Annotated in this window: 18 protein-coding genes; 5 read left to right on the top strand and 13 right to left on the bottom strand. The window is 72.0% G+C overall.

Going from position 1 to position 23,326, the window contains the following annotated elements; translation table 11 throughout:
• Window positions 1-44: 44 nt before the first annotated feature.
• The 3 genes from ACJ9NR_RS27555 to ACJ9NR_RS27545 all read right to left on the bottom strand — a co-directional run bounded on the left by ACJ9NR_RS27555 (window position 45) and on the right by ACJ9NR_RS27545 (window position 2,713).
• Window positions 45-1,133, bottom strand: a complete 1,089-nt coding sequence (locus ACJ9NR_RS27555) for a branched-chain amino acid aminotransferase (protein WP_412492267.1) — start codon at window positions 1,131-1,133, stop codon at window positions 45-47.
• Between the two features lie 284 nt (window positions 1,134-1,417).
• Window positions 1,418-2,470 carry a 3-isopropylmalate dehydrogenase gene (locus ACJ9NR_RS27550; protein ID WP_412492268.1) on the bottom strand — a complete coding sequence of 351 codons (1,053 nt, stop codon included), beginning with the start codon at window positions 2,468-2,470 and terminating at the stop codon, window positions 1,418-1,420.
• Window positions 2,471-2,584: 114 nt separating this feature from the next.
• Window positions 2,585-2,713, bottom strand: coding sequence for a hypothetical protein (locus tag ACJ9NR_RS27545; protein WP_016432484.1), 129 nt, complete (start codon window positions 2,711-2,713; stop codon window positions 2,585-2,587).
• Between the two features lie 358 nt (window positions 2,714-3,071).
• Between ACJ9NR_RS27545 and ACJ9NR_RS27540 the strand changes: the two genes are divergently transcribed.
• A complete protein-coding gene (locus ACJ9NR_RS27540; protein ID WP_412492269.1) occupies window positions 3,072-4,022 on the top strand; it encodes an NADP-dependent oxidoreductase in 951 nt (316 codons plus the stop codon).
• A gap of 23 nt (window positions 4,023-4,045) precedes the next feature.
• A complete protein-coding gene (locus ACJ9NR_RS27535) occupies window positions 4,046-4,252 on the top strand; it encodes a DUF5988 family protein (RefSeq protein ID WP_412492270.1) in 207 nt (68 codons plus the stop codon).
• Between the two features lie 63 nt (window positions 4,253-4,315).
• On the opposite strand, the gene pruA is transcribed toward ACJ9NR_RS27535, so the two are convergent.
• Entirely contained in the window at window positions 4,316-5,947 is a 1,632-nt protein-coding gene (gene pruA / locus ACJ9NR_RS27530) for an L-glutamate gamma-semialdehyde dehydrogenase (protein WP_412492271.1), read from the bottom strand.
• Between the two features lie 88 nt (window positions 5,948-6,035).
• Window positions 6,036-6,962: a proline dehydrogenase family protein gene (locus tag ACJ9NR_RS27525; RefSeq protein WP_412492272.1), complete on the bottom strand. Its 927-nt coding sequence runs from the start codon at window positions 6,960-6,962 to the stop codon at window positions 6,036-6,038.
• A 128-nt stretch (window positions 6,963-7,090) separates the two neighbouring features.
• Between ACJ9NR_RS27525 and ACJ9NR_RS27520 the strand changes: the two genes are divergently transcribed.
• Entirely contained in the window at window positions 7,091-8,311 is a 1,221-nt protein-coding gene (locus ACJ9NR_RS27520; RefSeq protein ID WP_412492273.1) for a helix-turn-helix domain-containing protein, read from the top strand.
• Window positions 8,312-8,345: 34 nt separating this feature from the next.
• Here ACJ9NR_RS27520 and pdxR read toward each other — a convergent pair whose 3' ends face one another.
• Window positions 8,346-9,761, bottom strand: a complete 1,416-nt coding sequence (gene pdxR / locus ACJ9NR_RS27515) for a MocR-like pyridoxine biosynthesis transcription factor PdxR (protein WP_412492274.1) — start codon at window positions 9,759-9,761, stop codon at window positions 8,346-8,348.
• A 47-nt stretch (window positions 9,762-9,808) separates the two neighbouring features.
• Between pdxR and ACJ9NR_RS27510 the strand changes: the two genes are divergently transcribed.
• Window positions 9,809-11,008, top strand: coding sequence for an MFS transporter (locus ACJ9NR_RS27510; RefSeq protein ID WP_412492275.1), 1,200 nt, complete (start codon window positions 9,809-9,811; stop codon window positions 11,006-11,008).
• Here ACJ9NR_RS27510 and ACJ9NR_RS27505 read toward each other — a convergent pair.
• Window positions 10,995-11,567 carry a TetR/AcrR family transcriptional regulator gene (locus ACJ9NR_RS27505; protein ID WP_412492276.1) on the bottom strand — a complete coding sequence of 191 codons (573 nt, stop codon included), beginning with the start codon at window positions 11,565-11,567 and terminating at the stop codon, window positions 10,995-10,997. The two genes, ACJ9NR_RS27510 and ACJ9NR_RS27505, sit on opposite strands and share 14 nt — an antisense overlap.
• Window positions 11,568-11,664: 97 nt before the next feature.
• On the opposite strand from ACJ9NR_RS27505, the gene ACJ9NR_RS27500 reads away from it, so the two are divergent.
• The gene (locus ACJ9NR_RS27500; RefSeq protein WP_412492277.1) at window positions 11,665-13,182 is read left to right on the top strand and encodes an MFS transporter; all 1,518 of its coding nucleotides are present in this window, start codon (window positions 11,665-11,667) and stop codon (window positions 13,180-13,182) included.
• Between the two features lie 111 nt (window positions 13,183-13,293).
• On the opposite strand, the gene serA is transcribed toward ACJ9NR_RS27500, so the two are convergent.
• From serA to ACJ9NR_RS27470, 6 genes are all read right to left on the bottom strand, one after another.
• Complete coding sequence (gene serA, locus ACJ9NR_RS27495; protein WP_412492278.1) at window positions 13,294-14,895, bottom strand: phosphoglycerate dehydrogenase; 1,602 nt, start codon at window positions 14,893-14,895, stop codon at window positions 13,294-13,296.
• A gap of 233 nt (window positions 14,896-15,128) precedes the next feature.
• The gene (gene ilvC / locus ACJ9NR_RS27490; RefSeq protein ID WP_412492279.1) at window positions 15,129-16,127 is read right to left on the bottom strand and encodes a ketol-acid reductoisomerase; all 999 of its coding nucleotides are present in this window, start codon (window positions 16,125-16,127) and stop codon (window positions 15,129-15,131) included.
• Window positions 16,128-16,244: 117 nt separating this feature from the next.
• A complete protein-coding gene (gene ilvN / locus ACJ9NR_RS27485; protein WP_003993148.1) occupies window positions 16,245-16,769 on the bottom strand; it encodes an acetolactate synthase small subunit in 525 nt (174 codons plus the stop codon).
• 22 nt (window positions 16,770-16,791) lie between these two features.
• Window positions 16,792-18,636, bottom strand: a complete 1,845-nt coding sequence (locus ACJ9NR_RS27480) for an acetolactate synthase large subunit (RefSeq protein ID WP_412492280.1) — start codon at window positions 18,634-18,636, stop codon at window positions 16,792-16,794.
• Window positions 18,637-18,879: 243 nt separating this feature from the next.
• Window positions 18,880-22,095 (bottom strand): putative bifunctional diguanylate cyclase/phosphodiesterase, encoded by a 3,216-nt coding sequence (locus ACJ9NR_RS27475; protein WP_412492281.1) that lies wholly within the window; start codon window positions 22,093-22,095, stop codon window positions 18,880-18,882.
• 257 nt (window positions 22,096-22,352) lie between these two features.
• Entirely contained in the window at window positions 22,353-23,303 is a 951-nt protein-coding gene (locus tag ACJ9NR_RS27470; RefSeq protein ID WP_412492282.1) for a 2-hydroxyacid dehydrogenase, read from the bottom strand.
• Between the last annotated feature and the right edge of the window lie 23 nt (window positions 23,304-23,326).

Below are 23,326 nucleotides of genomic sequence, written 5' to 3'. Positions count from 1 at the left end.
GGTCCCCCGCGGTCCGGCAGCGCCCCGGGAGGGCGCGCCGGGTGCTAGACCAGCCGGTGCATCCAGCCGTGCGTGTCGGCGGCCGTGCCGCGCTGGATGTCCAGCAGCGTCTCGCGGAGCCTGCGGGTGACCTCACCGGGCTCGCCGGAGGACTGCTGCCATTCGCCGCTCGCGCGCTTGACCGTGCCGACCGGGGTGATGACGGCGGCGGTGCCGCAGGCGAAGACCTCGGTGAGGCTGCCGTTCTCGGCGTCGCGCTGCCACTGGTCGATGGAGACGCGGCCCTCCTCGGACGCGTAGCCGAGGTCGCGGGCGACGGTGAGGAGGCTGTCGCGGGTGACGCCCTCGAGGATGGAACCGGTGAGGGCAGGCGTGACGATCCGGTCGCCGTAGACGAAGTACAGGTTCATCCCGCCGAGTTCCTCGACCCACTTGTGCTCGACGGCGTCGAGGTAGCAGACCTGGTCGCAGCCCTTGGCGGCCGCCTCGGCCTGGGCGAGCAGGGAGGCGGCGTAGTTGCCGCCGGTCTTGGCGTCGCCCATGCCGCCGGGGACGGCGCGGACGCGGTCCTCGGAGAGCCAGATGGAGACCGGCTTGACGCCGCCCGGGAAGTAGGCCCCGGCCGGGGAGGCGATGACCAGGAAGAGGTACTCGCCCGCGGGCTTCACGCCCAGGCCGACCTCCGTCGCGATCATGAACGGGCGGAGGTAGAGGGACTCCTCGCCGCCGTGCGCGGGCACCCACGCCTGGTCCTGGCGGACCAGGGCGTCACAGGCCTCGAGGAACGTCTCGACCGGCAGCTCGGGCATGCCGAGGCGGTGCGCGGAGCGCTGGAAGCGCTCGGCGTTCTTCTCCGGGCGGAAGGTGGCGACGGAACCGTCGGGCTGGCGGTAGGCCTTCAGGCCCTCGAAGATCTCCTGCGCGTAGTGCAGGACCATGGTGGCGGGGTCGAGGGAGAGCGGGGCGTAGGGGACGAGCTGGCCGTCGTGCCAGCCGCGGCCCTCGGTCCACTTGATCGTCACCATGTGGTCGGTGAAGTGGCGGCCGAACCCGGGGCTGGCCAGGATCGCCGCGCGCTCGGCGTCGGAGAGCGGGCTGGCGGAGGGCTTGAGCTCGATCGTGGGCGTCGTCATGAGTGGTTGTCCTTCACCGGTTGTGTGTGACGGGCCGCGCTCACGCCCGTACGGGCCGTGGCCAGTACTAGGACGTCCGAGCATTGCCTCAATCCGCGGCTCCGCGTCCGATTATCGCAAGCGGGCGACCGTGGGAGGTACCGCCCATGTCCTCGCGGCCATGGGGAGGAAACGGCGTGAATGCGGCCCAGGGGATGATGGTGGCACCCGGCGGGGGACATGCGGAAGCCGCCGGGTGCGAGTGACCCGGCGGCTTCGAATGCTTTTTCGAGTGAACCGCCCGGTCAGCCGGCTACTCGTACGGCCAGCGCGTCGCCGATCTCCGAGGTGCTGCGCGCGGGCTTGCCGGTCCGCTCGGCGAGGTCGGCGCAGACCGCCTCGTCGATGCGGGCGGCCTCGGCCTCGCGGCCGAGGTGGCGCAGGAGCAGGGCGACGGACAGCACCGTGGCGGTGGGGTCGGCCTTGCCCTGACCCGCGATGTCCGGCGCGGAACCGTGGACCGGCTCGAACATCGAGGGGAACTCGCCGCTCGGGTTGATGTTCCCGCTCGCGGCGACGCCGATGCCGCCGGAGACGGCCGCGGCGAGGTCGGTGATGATGTCGCCGAAGAGGTTGTCGGTGACGATCACGTCGAACCGCTCGGGCTGCGTGACCAGGTAGATGGTCGCCGCGTCCACGTGCATGTACTCGGTGGTGACCTCGGGGAACTCCGCGGCCACTCGGTTGAAGACGTCGGTCCACAGGTGGCCCGCGAACGTCAGCACGTTGTTCTTGTGGATCAGCGCGAGCTTCTTGCGCGGACGGGCCTGGGCCCGCGCGAAGGCGTCCCGGACGACCCGCTCGACACCGTAGGCCGTGTTCACGGAGACCTCGGTGGCGACCTCGTGCGCGGTGCCCTTGCGGATCGTGCCGCCGTTGCCGGTGTAGGGACCCTCGGTGCCCTCCCGGACCACGACGAAGTCGATGCTCGGCTCACCGGCGAGCGGGGTGGCCACACCCGGCAGGAGCTTCGACGGGCGCAGGTTGACGTGGTGGTCGAAGGCGAACCGGAGCTTGAGCAGGAAGCCGCGCTCCAATACGCCGGACGGCACCGACGGGTCGCCGATCGCGCCGAGCAGGATGGCGTCGTGCCGCCTCAGCGCGTCGAGGTCGGCGTCGGTGAGGGTCTCACCGGTGGCGTGGTAGCGCCGGGCGCCGAAGTCGTACTCCCTCGTCTCCAGCTTCACATCCTGCGGAAGGACGGCGGAGAGGACCTTCAGGCCTTCGGCCACGACCTCCTGGCCGATGCCGTCACCCGGGATCACTGCGAGATTGATGCTGCGAGAACTTGCCGACATGCGCAGGACCCTACTCCTCGTCCCATGGGATGACACGGGGTGTCCGCGATACGGACGGGAACGGCGGTGGACACGAGGCCGCCCACCGTCCCGTTCCGCGGCCGGTGATCCCGGTCAGTGGCCCGTGGAACCGCCGTTGTCCCTGCGGTCCAGGGCGCGCTGGAGGGCGGCGGCGGCGTTCTTGCGGTCGGACTCGCTCGTACGGGAGAGGTGACGGCGGCGTCGGGCGGTCGTCTCGGCCATGGGGAATCGACTCCTTCGGCATCCGGGAGTGCGGAAAAAGGGGGTACGAGACGCCGGAGGGCGGGGAGCGGTGCCGCAGGGGTCACCTGCACGGGGCCCGGCTCACGACCGCCATTCGCTTGGTCGAGCGAGACGTTCGGCTCCTACAAAAGTAAGGGACCGCTCCCGGTCTGTCTCCACAGTTAGTCGGACTTCCTACTATCTGAGACGGCGGATGGGGTCACACCGCCCTGAGCTGGGGACTTGAGGGGTACTCCGATCGGGCCGAACGGGGGGTGCCGAACCCTGCCCTCCGGAGCAACGATGGACACAGGCGGCCGCACCCCGCCGTCCCGTCCGGCTCCGGGAGGGAGACCCGATGACGACGGAACGTCCCCGCGTCCAGGCGATGACCCAGCACCGGTTCGGCGGCCCCGAGGTCCTGGAGCCGGCGGAGCGCCCGTGCCCGGCACCCGCCCCGGCCGAGATCCTGCTCCGTGTGTACGCGGTCGCCGTCGACCCCGTGGACCTCCTGATCCGTTCGGGCGCCGCGCCGCAGTACGGAGAGCCGCCCTTCGTCCTCGGCCGCGACGTCTCCGGCACCGTGGCGGCCGTGGGAGCCGAGGTCACCGGCCTCCGCCCCGGCGACGAGGTCTTCGGCATGATCGACTCGGGCGGATACGCCACCCATGTCACCGCCCCGGCCGGGTACTTCGCCCCCAAGCCCGCCACCCTCAACCACATCCGCGCGGCCGCCGCGCCGACGGCCCTGCTGACCGCCTGGCAGGCCCTGATCGACACCGCCCGGATCGGTCCCGGCACCCGCGTCCTGATCCACGCGGCGGCCGGCGGTGTCGGCCACGTGGCGGTGCAACTGGCCAAGGCCGAGGGTGCGTACGTCGCCGCGACCGCCCGCGCCGACCGGCACGGCTTCCTGCGCGACCTGGGCGCCGACGAGCCGATCGACCACACGGTCACCGACTTCACCGAGGCCGTGCACGACATCGACGCCGCCCTGGACCTGGCCGGCGGCGACTACGGCCCGCGCACGCTGAACACCCTGCGCCCGGGCGGTCTGCTGATCTCGGCCGTCCCCGGCGACCCGGGGCTCGCGCCGGAGGAGGCGGAGGCGCGCGGCATGCGCTTCGCCGCCGTCCGGCCGGAACCCTCCGGGGAGCGGCTCGCCAGGGCCGCCGCCCTTCTGGCGAGCCACCACGTCCGGGTGCACGTCGAGGCGGCGCTCCCCTTCACCGAGGCCGCCAAGGCGCACGAGCTGGCCGAGGCGGGCCATGCGAAGGGCGGGCTCGTGCTGGTGGTCCCGCCGGACTGACAACAGGCATTGGAGGAGAGGTCATGAACGACAAGACGAAGGCACTGCTCGAGGGCGGCCCCCTGGACCTGCCCGAACGGATCGTCGTGGTCGAGACGCCCGCGGTGGACCTGAAGATCGAACTGCGCAACGGCTACGAGCACTTCAGGCAGACCGCCCGCCGCGCGGACACGCCGGAGGGGCCGCTCCCGGTGTACGAGTGGTGGGAGCGGACGGAGATGCCGGGCTAGTGCCGCAACCGGCACGGGCCGGGTCCCCGAAGGAACCGGCCCGTCAGCGCGTCACGGCACCGCTCAGCCCATGTGCGGGTAGGTGTAGTCGGTCGGCGGGACCAGCGTCTCCTTGATGGCGCGGGTCAGCGTCCAGCGCAGCAGGTTCTGCGGGGCGCCCGCCTTGTCGTTGGTGCCGGAGGCCCGGCCGCCGCCGAAGGGCTGCTGGCCGACGACCGCCCCGGTGGACTTGTCGTTGATGTAGAAGTTGCCGGCCGCGTAGCGCAGCTTCTCCATCGTGTGGGCCGCGGCGGCGCGGTCGTTGGCGATCACCGAGCCGGTCAGGGCGTAGTCGGCCACCGACTCCATCTGCGTCAGCATCTCCTCGTACCGGTCGTCCTCGTAGACGTACACGGCGAGGAACGGGCCGAAGTACTCGGTGCGGAAGACCTCGTTCTCTGGGTCGGTGCACTCCACGACGGTCGGGCGGACGAAGTAGCCGACCGAGTCGTCGTAGGAGCCGCCCGCGACGATCGTGCAGGCCGGGTCGGACCCGGCGCGGTCGATCGCGGCCTTGTTCCGGGCGAAGGAGCGCTCGTCGATCACGGCGCCGATGAAGTTCGACAGGTCCGTGACGTCGCCCATGGTCAGGTGGTCGACCTCGGCCGCGAACTCCTCCTTGAAGCCGGAGTTCCAGATGGAGGCCGGGATGTACGCCCGGGAGGTCGCCGAGCACTTCTGGCCCTGGTACTCGAAGGCACCGCGGGTCAGGGCGGTCTTGAGCACGGCGCGGTCGGCGCTCGGGTGGGCGACGAGGAAGTCCTTGCCGCCGGTCTCGCCGACCAGGCGCGGGTAGGTGCGGTACTTCTCGATGTTGCTGCCGACCGTCTTCCACAGGTACTGGAAGGTCCTGGTCGAACCGGTGAAGTGGATGCCCGCGAGGTCCCGGTGGACCAGGGCCACCTTGGAGACCTCGATGCCGTCCCCGGTGACGAGGTTGATGACGCCCTTGGGCAGGCCCGCCTCCTCCAGCAGCCGCATCAGCAGCACGGCGGCGTGGGTCTGGGTCGGGGACGGCTTCCAGACCACGACGTTGCCCATGAGGGCGGGGGCCGTGGGCAGGTTGCCCGCGATCGCGCTGAAGTTGAACGGCGTGATCGCGTAGACGAAGCCCTCCAGCGGGCGGTGGTCCATGCGGTTCCAGACGCCCGGGGAGTTGGCCGGCGGCTGCTCGGCCAGGATCTGGCGGGCGTAGTGGACGTTGAAGCGCCAGAAGTCGATCAGCTCGCAGGGCGCGTCGATCTCCGCCTGCTGGGCCGTCTTCGACTGGCCGAGCATGGTGGAGGCGGCGATGGTCTCGCGCCACGGGCCGGACAGCAGCTCGGCGGCGCGCAGGATGATCGCGGCGCGGTCGTCGAAGGACGTCGCGCGCCAGGCGGGCGCGGCGGCGAGGGCCGCGTCGATGGCGTCCTTCGCGTCCTGCCGGGTGGCGTGGCGCAGGGTGCCGATGACGGCCTTGTGGTTGTGCGGCTGGACCACCTGGAAGGGTTCGCCGCCGCCCATCCGCTGCTCGCCGCCGATGGTCATCGGGAGGTCGACCGGGTTCTCGGCCAGCTCCTTCAGCTTGGCCTCGAGCCGGGCGCGCTCGGGCGAGCCGGGGGCGTAGCCGTGCACCGGCTCGTTGACGGGGGTGGGGACCTGGGTCACAGCGTCCATGAGATCCGTAACTCCTTGTACGTGAGCGGGTGTTCGGGCTCAGCCCTGGCTGGTCGCGGGGCCGGCGGGGTGGCGCGGGTGCGCCGGCTCAGCCACGTGTGATCATGCTCCTCAGGAAGAAGCGCAGGTTGGCCGGCTTCTCCGCCAGGCGGCGCATGAAGTAGCCGTACCAGTCGGTGCCGTAGGCGGTGTAGACGCGCATGCGGTGCCCCTCGGCGGCGAGCCGCAGGTGCTCGTCGCCGCGGATGCCGTACAGCATCTGGAACTCGTACTCGTCCGGCTTGCGGCCGGCGCGGTGGGCGAGCTCCTGGGCGATGGCGATCAGGCGCGGGTCGTGGGAACCGACCATCGGGTACCCCTCGCCCTCCATGAGGATCTTCAGGATCCGGACGTACGCCTTGTCGATCTCGTGCCCGTTCTGGTGGGCGACCTCGGCGGGCTCCTTGTAGGCGCCCTTCACCAGCCGCACCCGGCTGCCGGCCGCGGCGAGCCGGCGGGCGTCGGCCTCGGTGCGGAAGAGGTAGGCCTGGATGACGCAGCCGGTCTGCGGGAAGTCCTTGCGCAGCTCCTCGTGGACGGTGAACATCGAGTCGAGGGTGGTGTGGTCCTCGGCGTCGAGCGTGACCGTGGTGCCGATGGCCGCGGCGGCCTCGACGACCGGCCGGACGTTGCCGAGCGCGAGTCCGTGACCGCCGGGCAGCGCCTGGCCGAACATCGACAGCTTCACCGACATCTCGACCCGCTCGCCCAGCTCCAGCTCCCCCAGCCGGCCGATGAGCGCCAGGTAGGCGTCACGGGCGGCGCGGGCCTGCCCGGGGTTGGTGATGTCCTCGCCGACGACGTCCATCGTCAGCTCCAGGCCCCTGCCGGTGAGGTCCTCGATGATCGGCACCACGTCGTCGACGGACTCGCCGGGGATGAAGCGGTCCACGACCTGCTTGGTCACCGGGGCCGCCGAGATCAGGCGTCGCATCCGGTCGCTGCGCGACGCGGCAAGAATCACGGGACCCAGCACGGGGCACCTCCACAGACCAGCAGACAGAACCACCGTGAAACCTAAGGATCGCTCCGATCGCCGGCCATCGACAGCTGTCACGCATCCGTGCCGCAGATCTCAGACAGATGTATGAAGCGCCTGGAGAAATGCGGGAGAATGCCCGGGTGACGGTGGACCACAAGGGTGACTACCAGGAGCTGGTCGACGAGATCTCGGAGCTCCTCGGCGCGCCCGCGACCCTGGAGAGCCGGGACTTCGAGCTGATCGCCTTCGGCGCCTACGACAGTGAGGGCGACCTCGACGCCTCGGCCCTGGACCCGGTGCGCGCCCGCTCGATCCTGACGCGGCGCTCCACCTCCGCCGTCCGCTCGTGGTTCGAGGGCTTCGGCATCACCCGGGCGACCGGCCCGGTCCGCATCCCGCCGACACCCGAGGCGGGCGTCTACCGGGGACGTGTCTGCCTCCCGGTACGCCATCGGGGTGTCGTCCTCGGCTACGTCTGGCTGCTGGACTCCGACCCGGGCCCGACCGAGCGGCAGCTGAGCGCGGCCATGGACGTGACGGTCCGCATCGGCGCCCTGCTCGCGGACGAGGCCCAGCACGGCGCCGACCTCACCCGGGAGCTGCGGGCGGCGCTCACCGCCGAGCGCGGCTGGCAGCAGGACATGGCGGTGGCGGAGCTGCGCACCGCGCTCGGGCCGCGCGCGGACGCCCTTCACACGGTGGTGTGTGTGACCCCCTGGCCGTCCGCCGACCCCGACGACGCCCCGTCGGTCCGTACGGTGCCGGGAGCGACGGCCCTGTGCACGGTGCCCTCGGGCGTCACGTCGCAGTCCCTCGCCCTGCTGCTGCGGCTGCGCTCGGCGGACGTCCTGACCCCGGCGACCTCCGCGGCCGGGCGGCTGCTGGAGCGGACGCGGCAGCCGGAGCGGACGCGGCAGCCGGAGCGCGGCGCCGGCGCGGCCGCCGGCATCGCCCCCGCGCGCACGGGCCTGGGGGAACTGGCGGCCGCCTGGCGGGAGGCCCTGGCGGCGGCGCGGGCCGCACGCGCGGAGCCCCGGTTCGGACCGGTCGCGCACTGGTCGCGCATCGGCCCCTTCCGCCTGCTGACCTCGCTGCCGCCGGAGGTGGTCCACGACCCGGCGGTCCGCGCGCTGCTCTCCCCCGCCCACCGCGAACTCGCCCGCACCGCCGAGGTCTACCTCGACTGCGCGGGCCAGGCCGGCCGCAGCGCCGCCGAACTGGGCATCCACCGCCAGACCCTCTACTACCGGCTCTCCCGCGTCGAACAGCTCACGGGTCTCGACCTGGACGACGGCGAGGACCGGCTGCTGCTGCACATGGTGCTGAAAGGGGCACGGCTGTGACCACGGGCCGCGGCGGCGACCGGACGCGCGGCGGTCACCGGGCGCGGCCGTCGAGGAGGTCCGCCACCGCCTCGATCCCCTCGGCTACGGCGCGCTCGCTCACGTCGCCGAAGCCCAGGATCAGCCGGGGCGGGGTGGTGGACGCCGAGGCGCGGCAGTCACTCATGCCGTACAGGCCCACTCCCCGGGCGCGGGCCCGCGTCACGACCGCCGTCTCGTCGGCGCCGTCCGGCAGATGGGCCACCGCGTGGAAGCCCGCCGCGAGCCCCGACAGCCGTACCGCGGGGGCGTGCCGGGCGAGCGCCGTGACGAGCGCGGTGCGGCGGGCGGCGTAGATCGTGCGCATCCGGCGCAGATGGCGGTCGTAGCGGCCGGACTCGACGAGGCGGGCGAGGGCGAGCTGGTCGAGGGCGGGCGAGCCGCGGTCGGCGAGGCGTTTGAGGTCGGTGACGTGGCCGGCGAGGGCGGGCGGGCACAGCAGCCAGCCCAGCCGGAGGGCGGGGGCGAGGGACTTGCTGACCGTGCCGATGGAGATCACCCGGTCGGCGGCCAGCCCCTGCAGGGCGCCGACGGGTTCGCGGTCGTAGCGGAACTCGGCGTCGTAGTCGTCCTCGATGACGTACGCGTCCCGCCGCGCCGCCCACTCGATCAGCGCGTGCCGGCGGCCGGGTGCCAGCACGACGCCCGTCGGCCACTGGTGGGCGGGGGTGACGATCACCGCGCGGGCCCCGGTGGCGTCCAGCGCCGCCACGTCGACGCCGGCGTCGTCGACCGGTACCGGCAGGGCCGTCAGCCCCGACGCCTCCGCGGCCGCGCGCGCGGTACCCGGTCCGCCCGGGTCCTCGTACGCCACGATCCGCGTCCCCGTGCGCGCGAGGGCGCGCAGGGCGAGGCTCAGGCCCTGCGCGTAGCCGGAGCAGACGACGGTGCGGGCGGGGTCGGCGGCGGCGCCGCGCACCCGGCGCAGATACCCGGCCACCACCTCGCGCAGGGCGGGACTGCCGCGCGGGTCCCCGTAGTCGAGCTCGGCGGTCGGCATGGCGCGGGCCGCCTCCCTGGTCGCCCACAGCCAGTCGGCCACCGGGAAGGAGGCCAGGTCGGGGACGCCGTGCCGGAAGTCGGCGACCGTCCGGGGCCGGGCCGGCGGCGGGGGCGCCGCGGGGACCGGCGCCACCTGTGCGCAAGCCGCCACCCGGGTGGCGGAGCCGACGCGGGTGACGAGGTAGCCCTCGGCCTGGAGCTGGGCGTAGCAGTCCTGGACGAGACCGCGGGACAGGCCCAGGAGGCGGGCGAGCTCACGGGAGGACGGCAGGCGTTCGCCGGCCTGGAGCCGCCCCGAGCGGATCGCCTCGCGCAGCTGCCCCTCCAGCTGCGCGGACAGCCGCTGCCCGCTGTCCCGGTCGACGGTCAGGAGCAGCTCGGGTGACAGACCGGCCCACTGCACTGGCATGGAATTGGAGCTTAGCGGGGAGCCGGTCGGACTCTAACGTCACCGGTATGACGACTTCGGCCACGCGCCCTCCCCAGGCGATCGCTCCGCCGCCCCGGCTGCTGACCCGGCCCCTGCTGCTGCGCTTCGTGAGCCTGATCGGCGCGAGCGTGAGCTTCTTCCTGCTGCTGTCGGTGGTGCCCGCCTACGCGGCCGAGTCCGGCGGCGGGGGCGGCGCGGGTCTCGCCACCGGCTCGCTGATGCTGACCACGGTGCTCGGCGAGCTGGTCACTCCGCGCGTGGTCGCCCGCTTCGGCTACCGGGCGACGCTGGGGGCCGGGCTGTTCCTGCTGGGCGCCCCGGCCGTGGTGCTGACGGTGCCCGGGGGCCTGGCGTGGACGGTGACGGTGTGCCTGCTGCGCGGGCTGGGCTTCGCGCTGACGATCGTCGCGGGCGGTGCCCTCACGGCGTCCCTGATCCCGGCGGAGCGCAGGGGCGAGGGGCTTGCGGTCGTGGGCGTGGTGTCCGGGGTGCCGTCGCTGGCCGCCCTGCCGCTGGGACTGTGGCTGGCCGGGCGGGTGGGGTACGGGCCGGTGGCCGTCGCCGGGGGCGTGGCCGCGCTGGCCGCGATCGTCTCGGTGCCCGGGCTGCCGGACGGCGCGGCGGCGTCGAAGAAGGAGTCGGTGGGCGTCGTCCGCGGCCTGCGCACGGGTGCCCTGCTGCGCCCGGTGATCGTGTTCGCGGCCACCGCGACGGCCGCCGGGATCCTGGTCACGTTCCTGCCGCTGGCCGTACCGCACACCCGCACCGGCGTCGTCACCGTGGCCCTGTTCGTGCAGCCCGCCGCCGCCACCGTCACCCGCTGGCTCGCGGGCCGCCACGGCGACCGGCACGGCAGCGCCCGCCTCGTCCTGCCCGGCCTGCTGCTGTCGGCGGCGGGCGTGCTGGTCGTCGCCGCGACGGGCAGCCCGGTCGCGGTCGTCACGGGCACCGCCCTCTTCGGCGCGGGCTTCGGCATCGCCCAGAACGCCACCCTGACCCTGATGTACGCCCGGGTCTCCGCCTCCTCCTACGGCACCGTCAGCGCCCTGTGGAACCTCGCCTACGACGGCGGCATGGGCGCCGGCGCCGCGGGCTTCGGCGTCCTCGCGGGCCTGACCGGCTACCCGTGGGCCTTCGCGGCGACGGCGGTGCTGATGCTGGGCGCGCTGGCACCGGTGCTGCGGGACCGCCGGGGGCCGGGCGCCGGTCGGGTCAGCTCTGCCTGACGCCCTCGACGAGCTGCCGCAGACCTTCGGTGAGCGTGTCCGCGTCCGGCGCGTTCCTCGGGTCGAAGGTCCACTGCGCGATGAGCCCCGACATCAGGGTCATGTAGAACCCCCCGAGGGTGTCGGCGGTCCCGTCCGGCACCTCCTCCTCCGGCACGCCCGTCATCAGTGACACCAGCCCCCGGCCGCCCTCGCGCTGCGCGCGGGACAACTGGTCGCGCACCTCGGGCAGTTGGTCGCCCATCCCCATGATCTCCACGCTGAGCCGCCACATCGAACCGGGCGCCCGCATCGAGGCGACGATGTTCGACCACACCTCCCGGAAACGCTCCAGCGAACCGGGCGCGGCACTGATCCCGGCATCGCCCTCGAAGGACATCCCCTCCACCAGCGCGAGGTACGCCTGCGCCAGCAGCGAGTCCTTGGACCCGTAGTGGTATCCGATCGAGGCGAGGTTCGTCCCCGACTCCCTGACGATGTCCCGCGCCGTGGTGCGCGCGAACCCCTTCTGAAGCAGGCAGCGCTTGGCGCCTTCGAGCAGATCCTCACGGTGTCCCATGCCGGGCACCCTACCGCCGATCCATACAACCGTCCTATACGGACGACTTATACAGTCGTACTAGACAAGCGTTTAAGACGCTCGTACAGTCACGGGCATGACGAACTCGACGAGCACCGCCACCACCCCGGCCGCCCTCGCCGGCCGCCGCGAATGGACCTCCCTGGGCGTGCTGATGCTCCCGCTGCTGCTGGTCTCGATGGACGTCTCGGTCCTGTACTTCGCCATCCCGGCGATCAGCGCGGACCTCCGGCCCAGCGGCACCCAGCAGCTGTGGATCTTCGACATCTACGCCTTCGTCCTGGCCGGTCTGCTGATGACGATGGGCTCGCTCGGCGACCGCATCGGCCGCCGCAGGCTCCTGCTGATCGGCGCGGCCGCCTTCGGCACCGCCTCCCTCGTCGCGGCCTACGCCGGCAGCGCCGAGACGCTGATCGCGGCCCGCGCGGTGCTCGGCGTCGGCGGCGCGACCCTGATGCCGTCGACGATGGCGCTGGTCCGCACGATGTTCACCGACCCGGGCCAGCGCGCGAAGGCGATCGGCCTGTGGTCCGGTGTGATGACGGCCGGCATCGCGCTCGGCTCGGTGCTGAGCGGCGTCCTGGTGCAGTACTTCTGGTGGGGGTCGGTCTTCCTGGTCAACCTGCCCGCGATGGCCCTGCTGCTGGTCCTCGGCCCGTTCCTGCTCCCCGAGTCGAAGGACCCGCGCCCGGGGCGCTTCGACCGGCCGAGCGTCCCGCTGTCGATGGCCGCCGTACTGCCCGTCGTCTACGGCCTGAAGGAGATCCCGTCCGAGGGCTGGCACGCCCGGTACGTCGTCTCGATCACCGTCGGGCTGCTCTTCGCCGCCCTCTTCGTCCACCGCCAGCGCACCACGGCCGCACCGATGATCGACCCGGCGCTGTTCCGCGGCCGCGGCTTCGCCGCCTCGGTGGTCCTCAACCTCCTCGCCTCCTTCGCCATCATGGGCTCCGCCTTCTTCACCACGCAGTACCTGCAGTCGGTGCTCGGCAAGAGCGCGATGGAGGCGGCCCTGTGGTCACTGCTGCCCTCGGTGCCGATCGGCATGGCGGCCCCGATGGCGACCGCGCTCGTCCAGAAGGGCGTCGACCGCGCCCACGTCGTCACGGCGGGCTTCGCGATCGCCGCCGCCGGCTACGCCCTGCTCGCCTTCGCGGACACCGACGCGCTCTGGCTGGTCCTGGCCGCGTGCGGCGTCCTCGCCTCCGGCATCGTCATGGTGATCTCGCAGATCACCGATCTCGCCCTGGGCAGCGCCCCGGTGGAGCGGGCGGGCTCCGCCTCCTCCCTGATGGAGACCGGCGCGGAGTTCGGCGGCGCCCTGGGCATGGCGGTCCTCGGCTCGATCGGTACGGCGATCTACCGGCACGGCGTTCCGGCCACGGCGCCGGAGGCGGCACACGAGACGCTGGGCGGCGCACTGGCGATCGCCGGCCGCCTGCCGGGGCGCGCGGGAGACGCCCTGGCGACGGCGGCCCGCGAGGCGTTCACCGACGGGATGCGGGGCGCGGCGATCGCCGGGGCGGTCCTCCTGGCGGGGGCGGCGATACTGGCGGCGCGGGCGCTGCGGGGAGTCCACGCGGCCGGCGAGTAAGGGAACGGACGAAACGCCGGACGGGCAGTTCCAGCCCGTCCGGCGTTCGAGGACGAGGCCCGTTCGGGGCCGAAGCGGGGGCCTGGGGGCAGCAGCCCCCAGGCGGGACCCTCAGACCAGGTTCACCGAACGGGCGAACGTGGCCCCGATCTCCTCGGCGACCTCGGCCAGCACGCCGGAGGCCACCGTGTCGTCGACGGTCAGCACCGCCAGCGCCTCCCCGCCCGCCGCCGCGCGGGCGACCTGCATACCGGCGATGTTGATGCCCGCCTCGCCGAAGACGCGGCCCACGGTGCCGACGACACCGGGGCGGTCCTCGTAGCGCAGCACCACCATGTGATCGGCGAGCGCGAGGTCGACGTCGTACTCACCGACGGCGACGATCTTCTGCAGGTGCTTGGGACCGGCCAGCGTGCCGGAGACCGACACCTCCTCGCCGTCCGTGAGCGTGCCGCGCACGGTGACGACGTTGCGGTGGTCGGCCGACTCGGAGCTGGTGGTCAGCCGCACCTCGACGCCGCGCTCCTGCGCGAACAGCGGGGCGTTGACGTACGACACCGTCTCGTCGACGACGTCCTCGAAGACGCCCTTGAGGGCGGACAGCTCCAGCACCTTGACGTCGTGCTGGGTGATCTCGCCGTACACCTCGACGTCGAGACGGACCGCCACCTCGCCCGCGAGCGCGGTGAAGATGCGGCCGAGGCGCTCGGCGAGCGGCAGGCCCGGCTTGACGTCCTCGGCGATGACGCCGCCCTGGACGTTCACCGCGTCGGGCACGAGCTCACCGGCGAGGGCCAGACGCACCGAGCGGGCCACGGCGATGCCGGCCTTCTCCTGCGCCTCGTCCGTCGAGGCGCCGAGGTGCGGGGTGCAGACGACCTGGTCGAACTCGAACAGCGGCGAGTCCGTGCACGGCTCCTTGGCGTACACGTCCAGGCCGGCGCCCGCCACGCGGCCCTCCTTCAGCGCCGAGTACAGCGCCTCCTCGTCGACGATCCCGCCGCGCGCGGCGTTGACGATGCGCACGCTCGGCTTGACCTTGCGCAGCGCCTCCTCGCCGATCAGGCCCAGGGTCTCGGGGGTCTTGGGCAGGTGGACGGTGATGAAGTCGGAGACCTCCAGCAGCTCGTCCAGCGACAGCACCTTCACGCCCATCTGCGCGGCGCGCGCGGGCTGGATGTAGGGGTCGTAGGCGACGACCTTCATGCCGAAGGCGGACATGCGCTGGGCGACGAGCGCGCCGATGCGGCCCAGACCCACGACACCGAGGGTCTTCTCGGCGAGCTCCACGCCCGTGTACTTGCTGCGCTTCCACTCGCCGTTCTTCAGCGCGGCGTTGGCCTGCGGGATGTGCCGGGCGGTGGCGATGAGCAGACCGCAGGCGAGTTCGGCGGCGGTGACGATGTTGGAGGTCGGGGCGTTGACGACCATCACGCCGGCCTTGGTGGCGGCGGAGACGTCCACGTTGTCCAGGCCGACGCCGGCTCGCGCGACGACCTTGAGCTTGCGGGCCGCGGCGATCGCCTCGGCGTCGACCTTGGTGGCCGAGCGGATCAGGATGGCGTCGACGTCGGCGATGGCCGGGAGCAGTTCCGCCCGGTCGGCTCCGTTGCAGCGCCGGATCTCGAAGTCGGGGCCGAGCGCGTCCACGGTGGCGGGCGACAGCTCTTCGGCGATGAGTACCGTGGCTTTTTGACTGGGGTACGAGCTCACGTGAGTCCTCACAAGTCCATTGCGGACGGCCGTCCCGACGGCCGCAGGCGGTGGAGGGTTTGGTGGCCGCGTGGAAGACGCACGACGCTGTGGGCCTGACGCGTATGTAGTACGGCAGTGTAGTGGCGCGGCGGTGATCGTCCTGCGCCTCCGCGGAAGGATCACCCGTCCGTGATGCGACGGGCTGGGCAAAGGGGCCGGAGCGGTGTGCTCCGGCCCCGTCCGTCGGAGACCTACGCCTCCTCGTTCACCCAGCTCATCAGCTTGCGCAGCTGCTTGCCCGTGGTCTCCAGCAGGTGCTCGGAGTCCTGCTTCTTGTACTCGTTGTACTTCTTCAGACCGCCGTGGTACTCGTCCATCCAGTTGCGGGCGAAGGAGCCGTCCTGGATCTCGGCGAGGACCTTCTTCATCTCGGCCTTGGTGGCGTCGGTGATGATGCGCGGGCCGGTGACGTAGTCGCCCCACTCCGCGGTCTCGGAGATCGACCAGCGCATCTTCTCCAGGCCGCCCTCGTACATGAGGTCCACGATCAGCTTCAGCTCGTGCAGGCACTCGAAGTACGCGATCTCCGGCTGGTAACCGGCCTCGGTCAGCGTCTCGAAGCCCGCCTTGACCAGCGCGGCCGTACCACCGCAGAGAACGGCCTGCTCGCCGAAGAGGTCGGTCTCGGTCTCCTCGGTGAAGGTCGTCTTGATGACGCCGGCGCGGGTGCCGCCGATGCCCTTGGCGTACGACAGGGCCAGCGCGAAGCCGTTGCCCGAGGCGTCCTGCTCGACGGCCACGATGCACGGGACGCCGCGGCCCTCCTCGTACTGACGGCGCACCAGGTGGCCCGGGCCCTTGGGGGCGACCATGCAGACGTCCACGCCGGCCGGGGGCTTGATGAAGCCGAAGCGGATGTTGAAGCCGTGGCCGAAGAAGAGCGCGTCGCCGTCGTTCAGGTTCGGCGCGATGTGCTCCTCGTAGACCTGGGACTGGATCGGGTCCGGGACGAGGATCATGATGACGTCGGCCTCGGCGGCGGCCTCGGACGGCGTCACCACGCGCAGCCCCTGCTCCTCGGCCTTCGCCTTGGACTTGGAGCCCTCGTGCAGACCGACACGCACGTCGACACCCGAGTCACGCAGCGACAGCGCGTGGGCGTGGCCCTGGCTGCCGTAACCGATGACCGCGACCTTGCGGCCCTGGATGATGGACAGGTCGGCGTCGGCGTCGTAGAACAGCTCGGCCACTTTGGGTTCTCTCCTTGTGTGCAGGTGTTGCGTCCCACCGTATGACGGCGGGCGGAAGGGGGGTTTCGGGATCTCGGTATACGGGCGGCCGGAGTCACCCGGCCGCCCGCGGGACCGTCACGCCGAACGGTCGAGGGCCCGCAGCGAGCGGTCCGTGATCGACCGGGCGCCGCGTCCGATCGCGATGGTGCCGGACTGCACCAGCTCCTTGATGCCGTACGGCTCGAGCATCTTGAGCATGGCGGTCAGCTTCTCGCCGCTGCCGGTGGCCTCGATCGTCACGGCCTCCGGGGAGACGTCGACGGTCTTGGCGCGGAACAGCTGGACGATCTCGACGATCTGGGAGCGCGTCTCGTTGTCGGCACGCACCTTCACCAGGACGAGTTCGCGCTGGACGGCCTGCGACGGCTCCAGCTCGACGATCTTCAGCACGTTGACCAGCTTGTTGAGCTGCTTGGTCACCTGCTCGAGCGGCAGGTCCTCGACGCCCACGACGATGGTGATGCGGGAGATGTCGGGGTGCTCGGTGACGCCGACCGCGAGGGAGTCGATGTTGAAGCCGCGGCGGGAGAACAGGGCGGCGATCCGGGCCAGGATGCCGGGGGTGTTCTCCACCAGGACCGAGAGCGTGTGCTTGGACATGGTCTTTTCGCGTCTCTCTCGCTCAGTCGTCTTCGTTGTCGCCGAAGTCGGGGCGGACGTCCCGGGCGGCCATGATGGTGTCGTTCGAGGTGCCGGCGGCGACCATCGGCCAGACCATCGCGTCCTCGTGGACGACGAAGTCGACGACGACCGGGCGGTCGTTGATGGAGTTCGCCTCCTCGATGACCTTGTCCAGGTCCTCGGGGGACTCGCAGCGCAGGCCCACGCAGCCCATCGCCTCGGACAGCTTCACGAAGTCCGGCACCCGGGTGCCCCTGGCCTCCGGGTTGACGTCGTCCGGGCCCGAGTGCAGCACGGTGTTGGAGTAGCGCTGGTTGTAGAAGAGGGTCTGCCACTGGCGGACCATCCCCAGGGCGCCGTTGTTGATGATGGCGACCTTGATCGGGATGTTGTTCAGGGCGCAGGTGGTGAGCTCCTGGTTGGTCATCTGGAAGCAGCCGTCGCCGTCGATCGCCCAGACCGCCTGGTCCGGCGCGCCGGCCTTGGCGCCCATCGCGGCCGGGACCGCGTAGCCCATCGTCCCGGCGCCACCGGAGTTCAGCCAGGTCGCGGGCTTGTCGTACTGGATGAAGTGCGCGGCCCACATCTGGTGCTGGCCGACGCCCGCCGCGAAGATCGTGCCGTCCGGGGCGAGCTGCCCGATGCGCTCGATGACCTGCTGCGGGGACAGCGAGCCGTCCTCGGGCTGGTCGTAGCCGAGCGGGTAGGTGTCACGCCACCGGGACAGGTCCTTCCACCAGGCGCTGTAGTCGCCCTTGTTGCCCTCGCTGTGCTCCTTCTGGACGGCCTGGATCAGGTCGGCCAGCACCTCGCGGGCGTCCCCGACGATCGGCACGTCCGCGGCGCGGTTCTTGCCGATCTCGGCCGGGTCGATGTCGGCGTGCACGATCTTCGCGTACGGGGCGAAGCTGTCCAGCTTGCCGGTGACGCGGTCGTCGAAACGGGCTCCGAGGGCGACGATCAGGTCGGCCTTCTGCAGCGCGGTGACGGCGGTGACCGCACCGTGCATGCCCGGCATTCCCACGTGCAGCGGGTGGCTGTCGGGGAACGCGCCGAGCGCCATCAGTGTGGTGGTGACGGGCGCTCCGGTGAGCTCGGCGAGAACCTTGAGCTCGGCGGTGGCGTGTGCCTTGATGACACCGCCGCCGACGTACAGGACGGGCCGCTTGGCGGCGGTGATCAGCTTCGCGGCCTCGCGGATCTGCTTGGCGTGCGGCTTGGTCACCGGGCGGTAGCCGGGCAGGTCCATCACCGGCGGCCAGGAGAAGGTCGTCTGCGCCTGCAGCGCGTCCTTGGCGATGTCGACCAGGACCGGGCCCGGGCGGCCGGTGGAGGCGATGTGGAAGGCCTGCGCGATCACGCGCGGGATGTCCTCCGCCTTGGTGACCAGGAAGTTGTGCTTGGTGATCGGCATCGTGATACCGACGATGTCCGCCTCCTGGAAGGCGTCCGTGCCGATCGCCTTGGAGGCGACCTGGCCGGTGATCGCCACGAGCGGCACCGAGTCCATGTGCGCGTCCGCGATCGGCGTCACGAGGTTGGTGGCACCGGGGCCGGAGGTCGCCATGCAGACGCCGACCTTGCCGGTGGCCTGCGCGTAACCCGTGGCCGCGTGACCGGCGCCCTGCTCGTGCCGGACCAGGACGTGCCGCACCCGGGTGGAGTCCATCATCGGGTCGTACGCGGGAAGGATCGCACCGCCGGGAATGCCGAATACGGTGTCGGCCCCGACCTCCTCGAGAGAGCGGATGAGGGACTTCGCACCCGTGACGTGCTCGGGGGCGGACTGCTGTCCTCCGGATCGGGGCCGCGGCTGCGGATGGGCCCCGGTGGCCTGCTCGGTCATCGGCATTCTCTTCTCGATGCTGAGGGTTTTTGCGAGGTTTGTGCGGTGTTGGGGCGCTGCACGGGGGTCACCTGTGCAACAAAAAACCCCTCGTGCCGCAAGGCAAGCGAGGGGAGCGCGCCGGGTGTGGTCGCCGGGAGTTCCGGAATCGATCCGGACATCACCAGCTCAGCCGACGCGCTGTCCAAGTACGAGAATTCGGGTGCGCATGGCACTGACCCTCCCCCCGGCGCACACCACGTGTCAAGTGGGTGGGACGGGAGTCTCATTATGTGAGCGTAGGGCACTCCGGCTTCCCAGGACGGCGGTGACGCCACCTGTGTACACCCCTGAACCACCTCCCGCGAACGCCGGCTCGATCGGACCGTGCGGTACCGGACAGTGGCCGGACGCGAGCGCCCGGCGCAGCCGGTACTCGTCCAGCGGTCCGGAGAACGCCATGCCCTGCCCGTGCGTGCAGCCCATCGCGCGCAGGGCCACGACCTGCTCGGGCAGGTCCACGCCGTCGGCCACGGACTGCAGCCCGAGATCGGTCGCGATCCGCAGCAGACCACTGGTGATCTTGTGCAGCCGCGCGGACTCGACGACGCCCTCGACCAGGCTCCGGTCGAGTTTCAGCACGTCGACGGGGAGTCTGCGCAGTGCCGTGATCGCCGCGTGGCCGCTGCCGAAGCCGTCCAGGGCGACCCGGACACCCAGCCTGCGCAGCGTGCCCAGTCTCCGCTCCAGCTCGTCCAGGGAGATCCGCGGGTCGGCGTCGGTCAGCTCGATCACCAGCGATCCGGACGGCAGCCCGTGCCGGGTCAGCAGGGCCTCGATCGAGCCGAGCGGCATCGACCGGTCCAGCAGCCGCCGGGCACTGACCCGGACCGCCACGGGCACGGCCACCCCCGTCGCGGTGCGCTCGGCGGCCTGCTCCACGGCCTCCTCCAGCATCCAGCGGCCCAGCTCGGCGGTTCTGTCGCTGTCCTCGGCGACGCGCAGGAACTCGGCGGGGGTGAACAGCACCCCCTTCGAGGAGCGCCAGCGCGCCTGGGCCTCGACGGAGGCGATCCGGCCGTCCTCCAGGCGGACGACGGGCTGGTGCAGCAACGCGAACTCGCCGTCGTGCAGCGCGGCCCGCAGACGGGTGGCCAGCTCCGCCTTGCGTACGACGTCCTGCTGCATCTGCGGGGCGTACAGCTCGACACGGCCCTTGCCCGCCGCCTTGGCGCGGTACATCGCGAGGTCGGCGTTGCGCAGCAACTCGCCCGCGCCGAGACCCGTTTCGGCGAAGGCCACACCGATGGACGCGGCCACCCGGACATCGTTGCCGTCGATCACGTAGGGCTGCGACAGCGTGTGCCTGAGCCGGTCGGCGAGCTCCAGGATGTGCCGTTCGCGCGCGGAGCGGTCACGGCTGCCGTCCCCGACGATCAGGGCCGCGAACTCGTCGCCGCCGAGCCGGGATGCGGTGTCCCCCTTGCGTACGGCTTCCTGCAGCCTGCGGGCGGCCTGGACGAGCAGTTCGTCCCCGGCCTGGTGCCCGATCGTGTCGTTGACGGCCTTGAAGCCGTCGAGGTCGATGAAGAGCACGGCCGTGCCCCGGTCGGTGGAGCGGCGGCCGGACAGGGCCTGCTGGACGCGCCGGGTGAACAGGGCGCGGTTGGGCAGGTCGGTGAGCGGGTCGTGCTCGGCGTTGTGCTGCAACTGCGCCTGCAGCCGCACCCGTTCGGTGACGTCCCGGCTGTTGAAGATGAGGCCGCCCTGGTGGCGGTTGACGGTCGACTCGACGTTGAGCCAGCCGCCCCCGCCGCCGGTTCCGCCCGGGCGGGAGGCGCCCCCGCCGCCGGACCGGAAGCGGCACTCGATGCGTGTGGTGGGTTCCTCGAGCGGGCTGGCGGCGAGGAAGCGGCGCACCTCGTGCACCACGCGGCCCAGGTCCTCCGGGTGGATGAGATCGGCCAGTTCCGTGCCCACCAGCTCCTCCGCCGGGCGTCCGTAGACCCCGGCGGCGGCCGGGGAGACGTACCGGAGGATGCCGTTGGGCGCGGCGATCATGATGACGTCGCTCGAGCCCTGCACCAGGGAGCGGAAGTGGTTCTCCTTCTGGGCCAGCTCCTGGGTGAGGGTGATGTTGTCGAGCAGCATGATGCCCTGGCGCACCACGAGGGCGAGCACGACCGTGCCGCCGGTCAGCAGCACCACGCGGTCGACGCTGCGGCCGTTGAGGACGTTGTAGAGGATTCCCAGCGTGCAGACGGCGGCGGCGAGGTAGGGCGTGAGGGCCGCCAGGGAGCCGGCGATGGGCCGGGCCGCCGGATACCGGCTGTGCTCGCCCTGCAGCGGCGCCGCGTGGTGCTGGTGGGTGCCGCCGTGCGGGCCCGGGAGGTGCTCGTGCACCACGCGCGTGTGCCCGTCGTCCTCCGCCGGCTGCTGTCCCTGCCGGGGCGCGGCCCACGGGGCGTACGCGAGGAGCAGCGAGCCGGCGAACCAGCCCGCGTCGAGCAACTGGCCCGAGTGGTAGCTGTTGTGCAGCAGCGGCGAGGTGAACAGGGCGTCCGACATCACTGTCAGCGCCAGCGCGCCGATGGCGGTGTTGACCGCCGTGCGGTTGACCGCCGAGCGCCGGAAGTGCAGGGCGAGCACCATGCTGACCAGCGCGATGTCCAGCAGCGGGTACGCCAGCGACAGCGCGGTGTGCGCCACGCTCGGCCCGTCGAACTTGGCCGCCTGGGCGAGCGCGAGGCTCCACGACAGCGTGAGCAGCGAGCCGCCGATCAGCCAGGCGTCGAGCACCAGGCAGACCCAGCCCGCCTTCGTCACCGGGCGCTTGGCGAGCACCAGGAGCCCCACGATGGCGGGCGGCGCGAAGCACAGGAAGAACAGGTCGGCGTAGCTGGGGGTGGGTACCGGCTCCCCCAGGACGACCTCGTACCATCCCCAGACCGCGTTGCCCAGAGCCGCCATCGCCGAGGAGAGGGCGAACAGCAGCCAGGCGGGTCGAAAGCGGATACGGCGGCTGCGGGCGTACAGGAAGAGCGACACGGCGGCGGTGGCCGCGGCGGCGCTCAGCCCGAAATCACCCATGATCAGCGCGACTTCTTCGGAACCCCAGTCGAACGCGGAACCGACGGCGTATCCCCCGCAGATCAGGGCCAGGACGAGTTGGTGGACCAGGCCGGGCCGGCCGCCGAGGGACGGCGGACGGGACAGCAGCGGCCCCGGCGAAGGCTGCGCCCGCAGCGCTCCGTCGAGGGCGGGCGCGGCGGGCAGGGGCGGGCTCACCGGGCACTCCCGGTCCGCTCCGCTCCCGGGTCCCACGGGCCCCGGGGCGCTGGATGCCCCTGCCTGCGGAGGTCGTCCTGCTCGCGGTGGTGGCTGTGACGGCAGCCGTGACTGCCGTGGTGACCGCGTCTGCACGCGGCCGCACGCCAGGATCGCCGTCGGCGGCCCCGTCGCGTCGGATCGCTCGTCCATCGGCCGTGCATCGCCCGTCGCCCCCCTCACAGTCTGCAATGTCCATCCCCGGCGCCGAACGGTGCACGGCGCAGCCCCTGCTCCGGACGATACACCAGTCTCGTCACTCAGGGACATAGTTCCTCTACGCTCCGTGACGACCAGCGGAGATGCCGGCACGGACCGCGTCCGGAAGATTGCGGAGGGTGCCGGAAGCGGAGCACGCGCCTGCCGCGCCCGGCGCGTGGGTCACGCGCGGGACGCCCGGATCCCCGGCGTCACGCGCCGGTCGTGCCTGTCGTAAGGATCACGTTGCGCAGCGGCTCCTGGTTCACGAACCGGGTCAACTGCTCCGCGAGCAGCCGCTTGGCGCGGGGCAGGAACGCGGACGTGGGGCCGCCGACGTGGGGGCTGATGAGGACGCCGGGCGCCCGCCACAGCGGGTGTTCGCGGGGCAGCGGCTCGGGGTCGGTGACGTCGAGGGCGGCGGTGATGCGGCCGGTCTCCACCTCGGCGAGCAGGGCCTTGGTGTCGACGACGGGGCCGCGGGCGACGTTCACGAGGAGCGCGCCGTCCTTCATGCGGGCGAGGAAGTCGGCGCCGGCCAGGTGCCGGGTGGCGTCGTTCAGGGGCGTGATCAGGACGACGACGTCCGCCTCGGGCAGCAGGGCGGGCAGGTCGGTGATCGGATGCACCGGGCCGCGCGCCGTGGTGCGCGCAGAGCGCGCGACGCGCGCCACCCGCGCCACCTCGAACGGGACGAGCCGGTCCTCGATGGCGGATCCGATCGAGCCGTAGCCCACGATGAGCACGTTCTTGTCCGCGAGGGCCGGCCGGAACCCGCCCAGCCACTCCCCGCGGCCCTGGGCGCGCACGAAGTCCGGGACACCGCGCAGCGAGGCGAGGATCAGCGTGAGCGCGAGTTCGGCGGTGCTCGCCTCGTGCACCCCGCGCGCGTTGCACACCTGCACACCGGGACGCAGGTGCTTCAGGCCCGGCTCCAGGCTGTCGATGCCGGCCGACAGGGTCTGCACGACCCGGACGGTGCTCAACCCGGGCAGCGGGCGCACGCCCACGTCCGCCGGCTTCATGTAGGGGACGACGTAGTAGGCGCAGTCGGCCGGGTCTGCGGGGAACTCCTCGGCGCCGTCCCAGAAGCGGTAGTCCGGGCCCTCCGGCAGCCCCTCGATGGTGTCCGGCGGGATGGGGAGCCACACGTCAGCAGTCATGTCAGGAGGCTATGTCAGGCCCT

Source organism: Streptomyces sediminimaris, from assembly GCF_047049295.1.
GTDB classification, from domain to species: Bacteria; Actinomycetota; Actinomycetes; order Streptomycetales; family Streptomycetaceae; genus Streptomyces; species Streptomyces sediminimaris.
Note: the sequence above shows the minus strand (reverse complement) of the source record. Positions and strands in the feature narration are given on the sequence as shown.

Excerpts from the sequence above, each read along its gene's own strand:
- ACJ9NR_RS27500 (WP_412492277.1), top strand. The coding sequence starts at position 11,665 with ATGACGAACTCGACGAGCACCGCCACCACCCCGGCCGCCCTCGCCGGC.
- ACJ9NR_RS27480 (WP_412492280.1), bottom strand. The coding sequence starts at position 18,636 with ATGACCGAGCAGGCCACCGGGGCCCATCCGCAGCCGCGGCCCCGATCC.
- ACJ9NR_RS27520 (WP_412492273.1), top strand. The coding sequence starts at position 7,091 with ATGCGGGAGAATGCCCGGGTGACGGTGGACCACAAGGGTGACTACCAG.
- ACJ9NR_RS27550 (WP_412492268.1), bottom strand. The coding sequence starts at position 2,470 with ATGTCGGCAAGTTCTCGCAGCATCAATCTCGCAGTGATCCCGGGTGAC.
- ACJ9NR_RS27540 (WP_412492269.1), top strand. The coding sequence starts at position 3,072 with ATGACGACGGAACGTCCCCGCGTCCAGGCGATGACCCAGCACCGGTTC.
- ACJ9NR_RS27545 (WP_016432484.1), bottom strand. The coding sequence starts at position 2,713 with ATGGCCGAGACGACCGCCCGACGCCGCCGTCACCTCTCCCGTACGAGC.
- ACJ9NR_RS27555 (WP_412492267.1), bottom strand. The coding sequence starts at position 1,133 with ATGACGACGCCCACGATCGAGCTCAAGCCCTCCGCCAGCCCGCTCTCC.
- pdxR (WP_412492274.1), bottom strand. The coding sequence starts at position 9,761 with ATGCCAGTGCAGTGGGCCGGTCTGTCACCCGAGCTGCTCCTGACCGTC.
- ACJ9NR_RS27505 (WP_412492276.1), bottom strand. The coding sequence starts at position 11,567 with ATGGGACACCGTGAGGATCTGCTCGAAGGCGCCAAGCGCTGCCTGCTT.
- pruA (WP_412492271.1), bottom strand. The coding sequence starts at position 5,947 with ATGGACGCTGTGACCCAGGTCCCCACCCCCGTCAACGAGCCGGTGCAC.
- ACJ9NR_RS27475 (WP_412492281.1), bottom strand. The coding sequence starts at position 22,095 with ATGGACGAGCGATCCGACGCGACGGGGCCGCCGACGGCGATCCTGGCG.
- ACJ9NR_RS27510 (WP_412492275.1), top strand. The coding sequence starts at position 9,809 with ATGACGACTTCGGCCACGCGCCCTCCCCAGGCGATCGCTCCGCCGCCC.
- ACJ9NR_RS27470 (WP_412492282.1), bottom strand. The coding sequence starts at position 23,303 with ATGACTGCTGACGTGTGGCTCCCCATCCCGCCGGACACCATCGAGGGG.
- ACJ9NR_RS27535 (WP_412492270.1), top strand. The coding sequence starts at position 4,046 with ATGAACGACAAGACGAAGGCACTGCTCGAGGGCGGCCCCCTGGACCTG.
- ilvN (WP_003993148.1), bottom strand. The coding sequence starts at position 16,769 with ATGTCCAAGCACACGCTCTCGGTCCTGGTGGAGAACACCCCCGGCATC.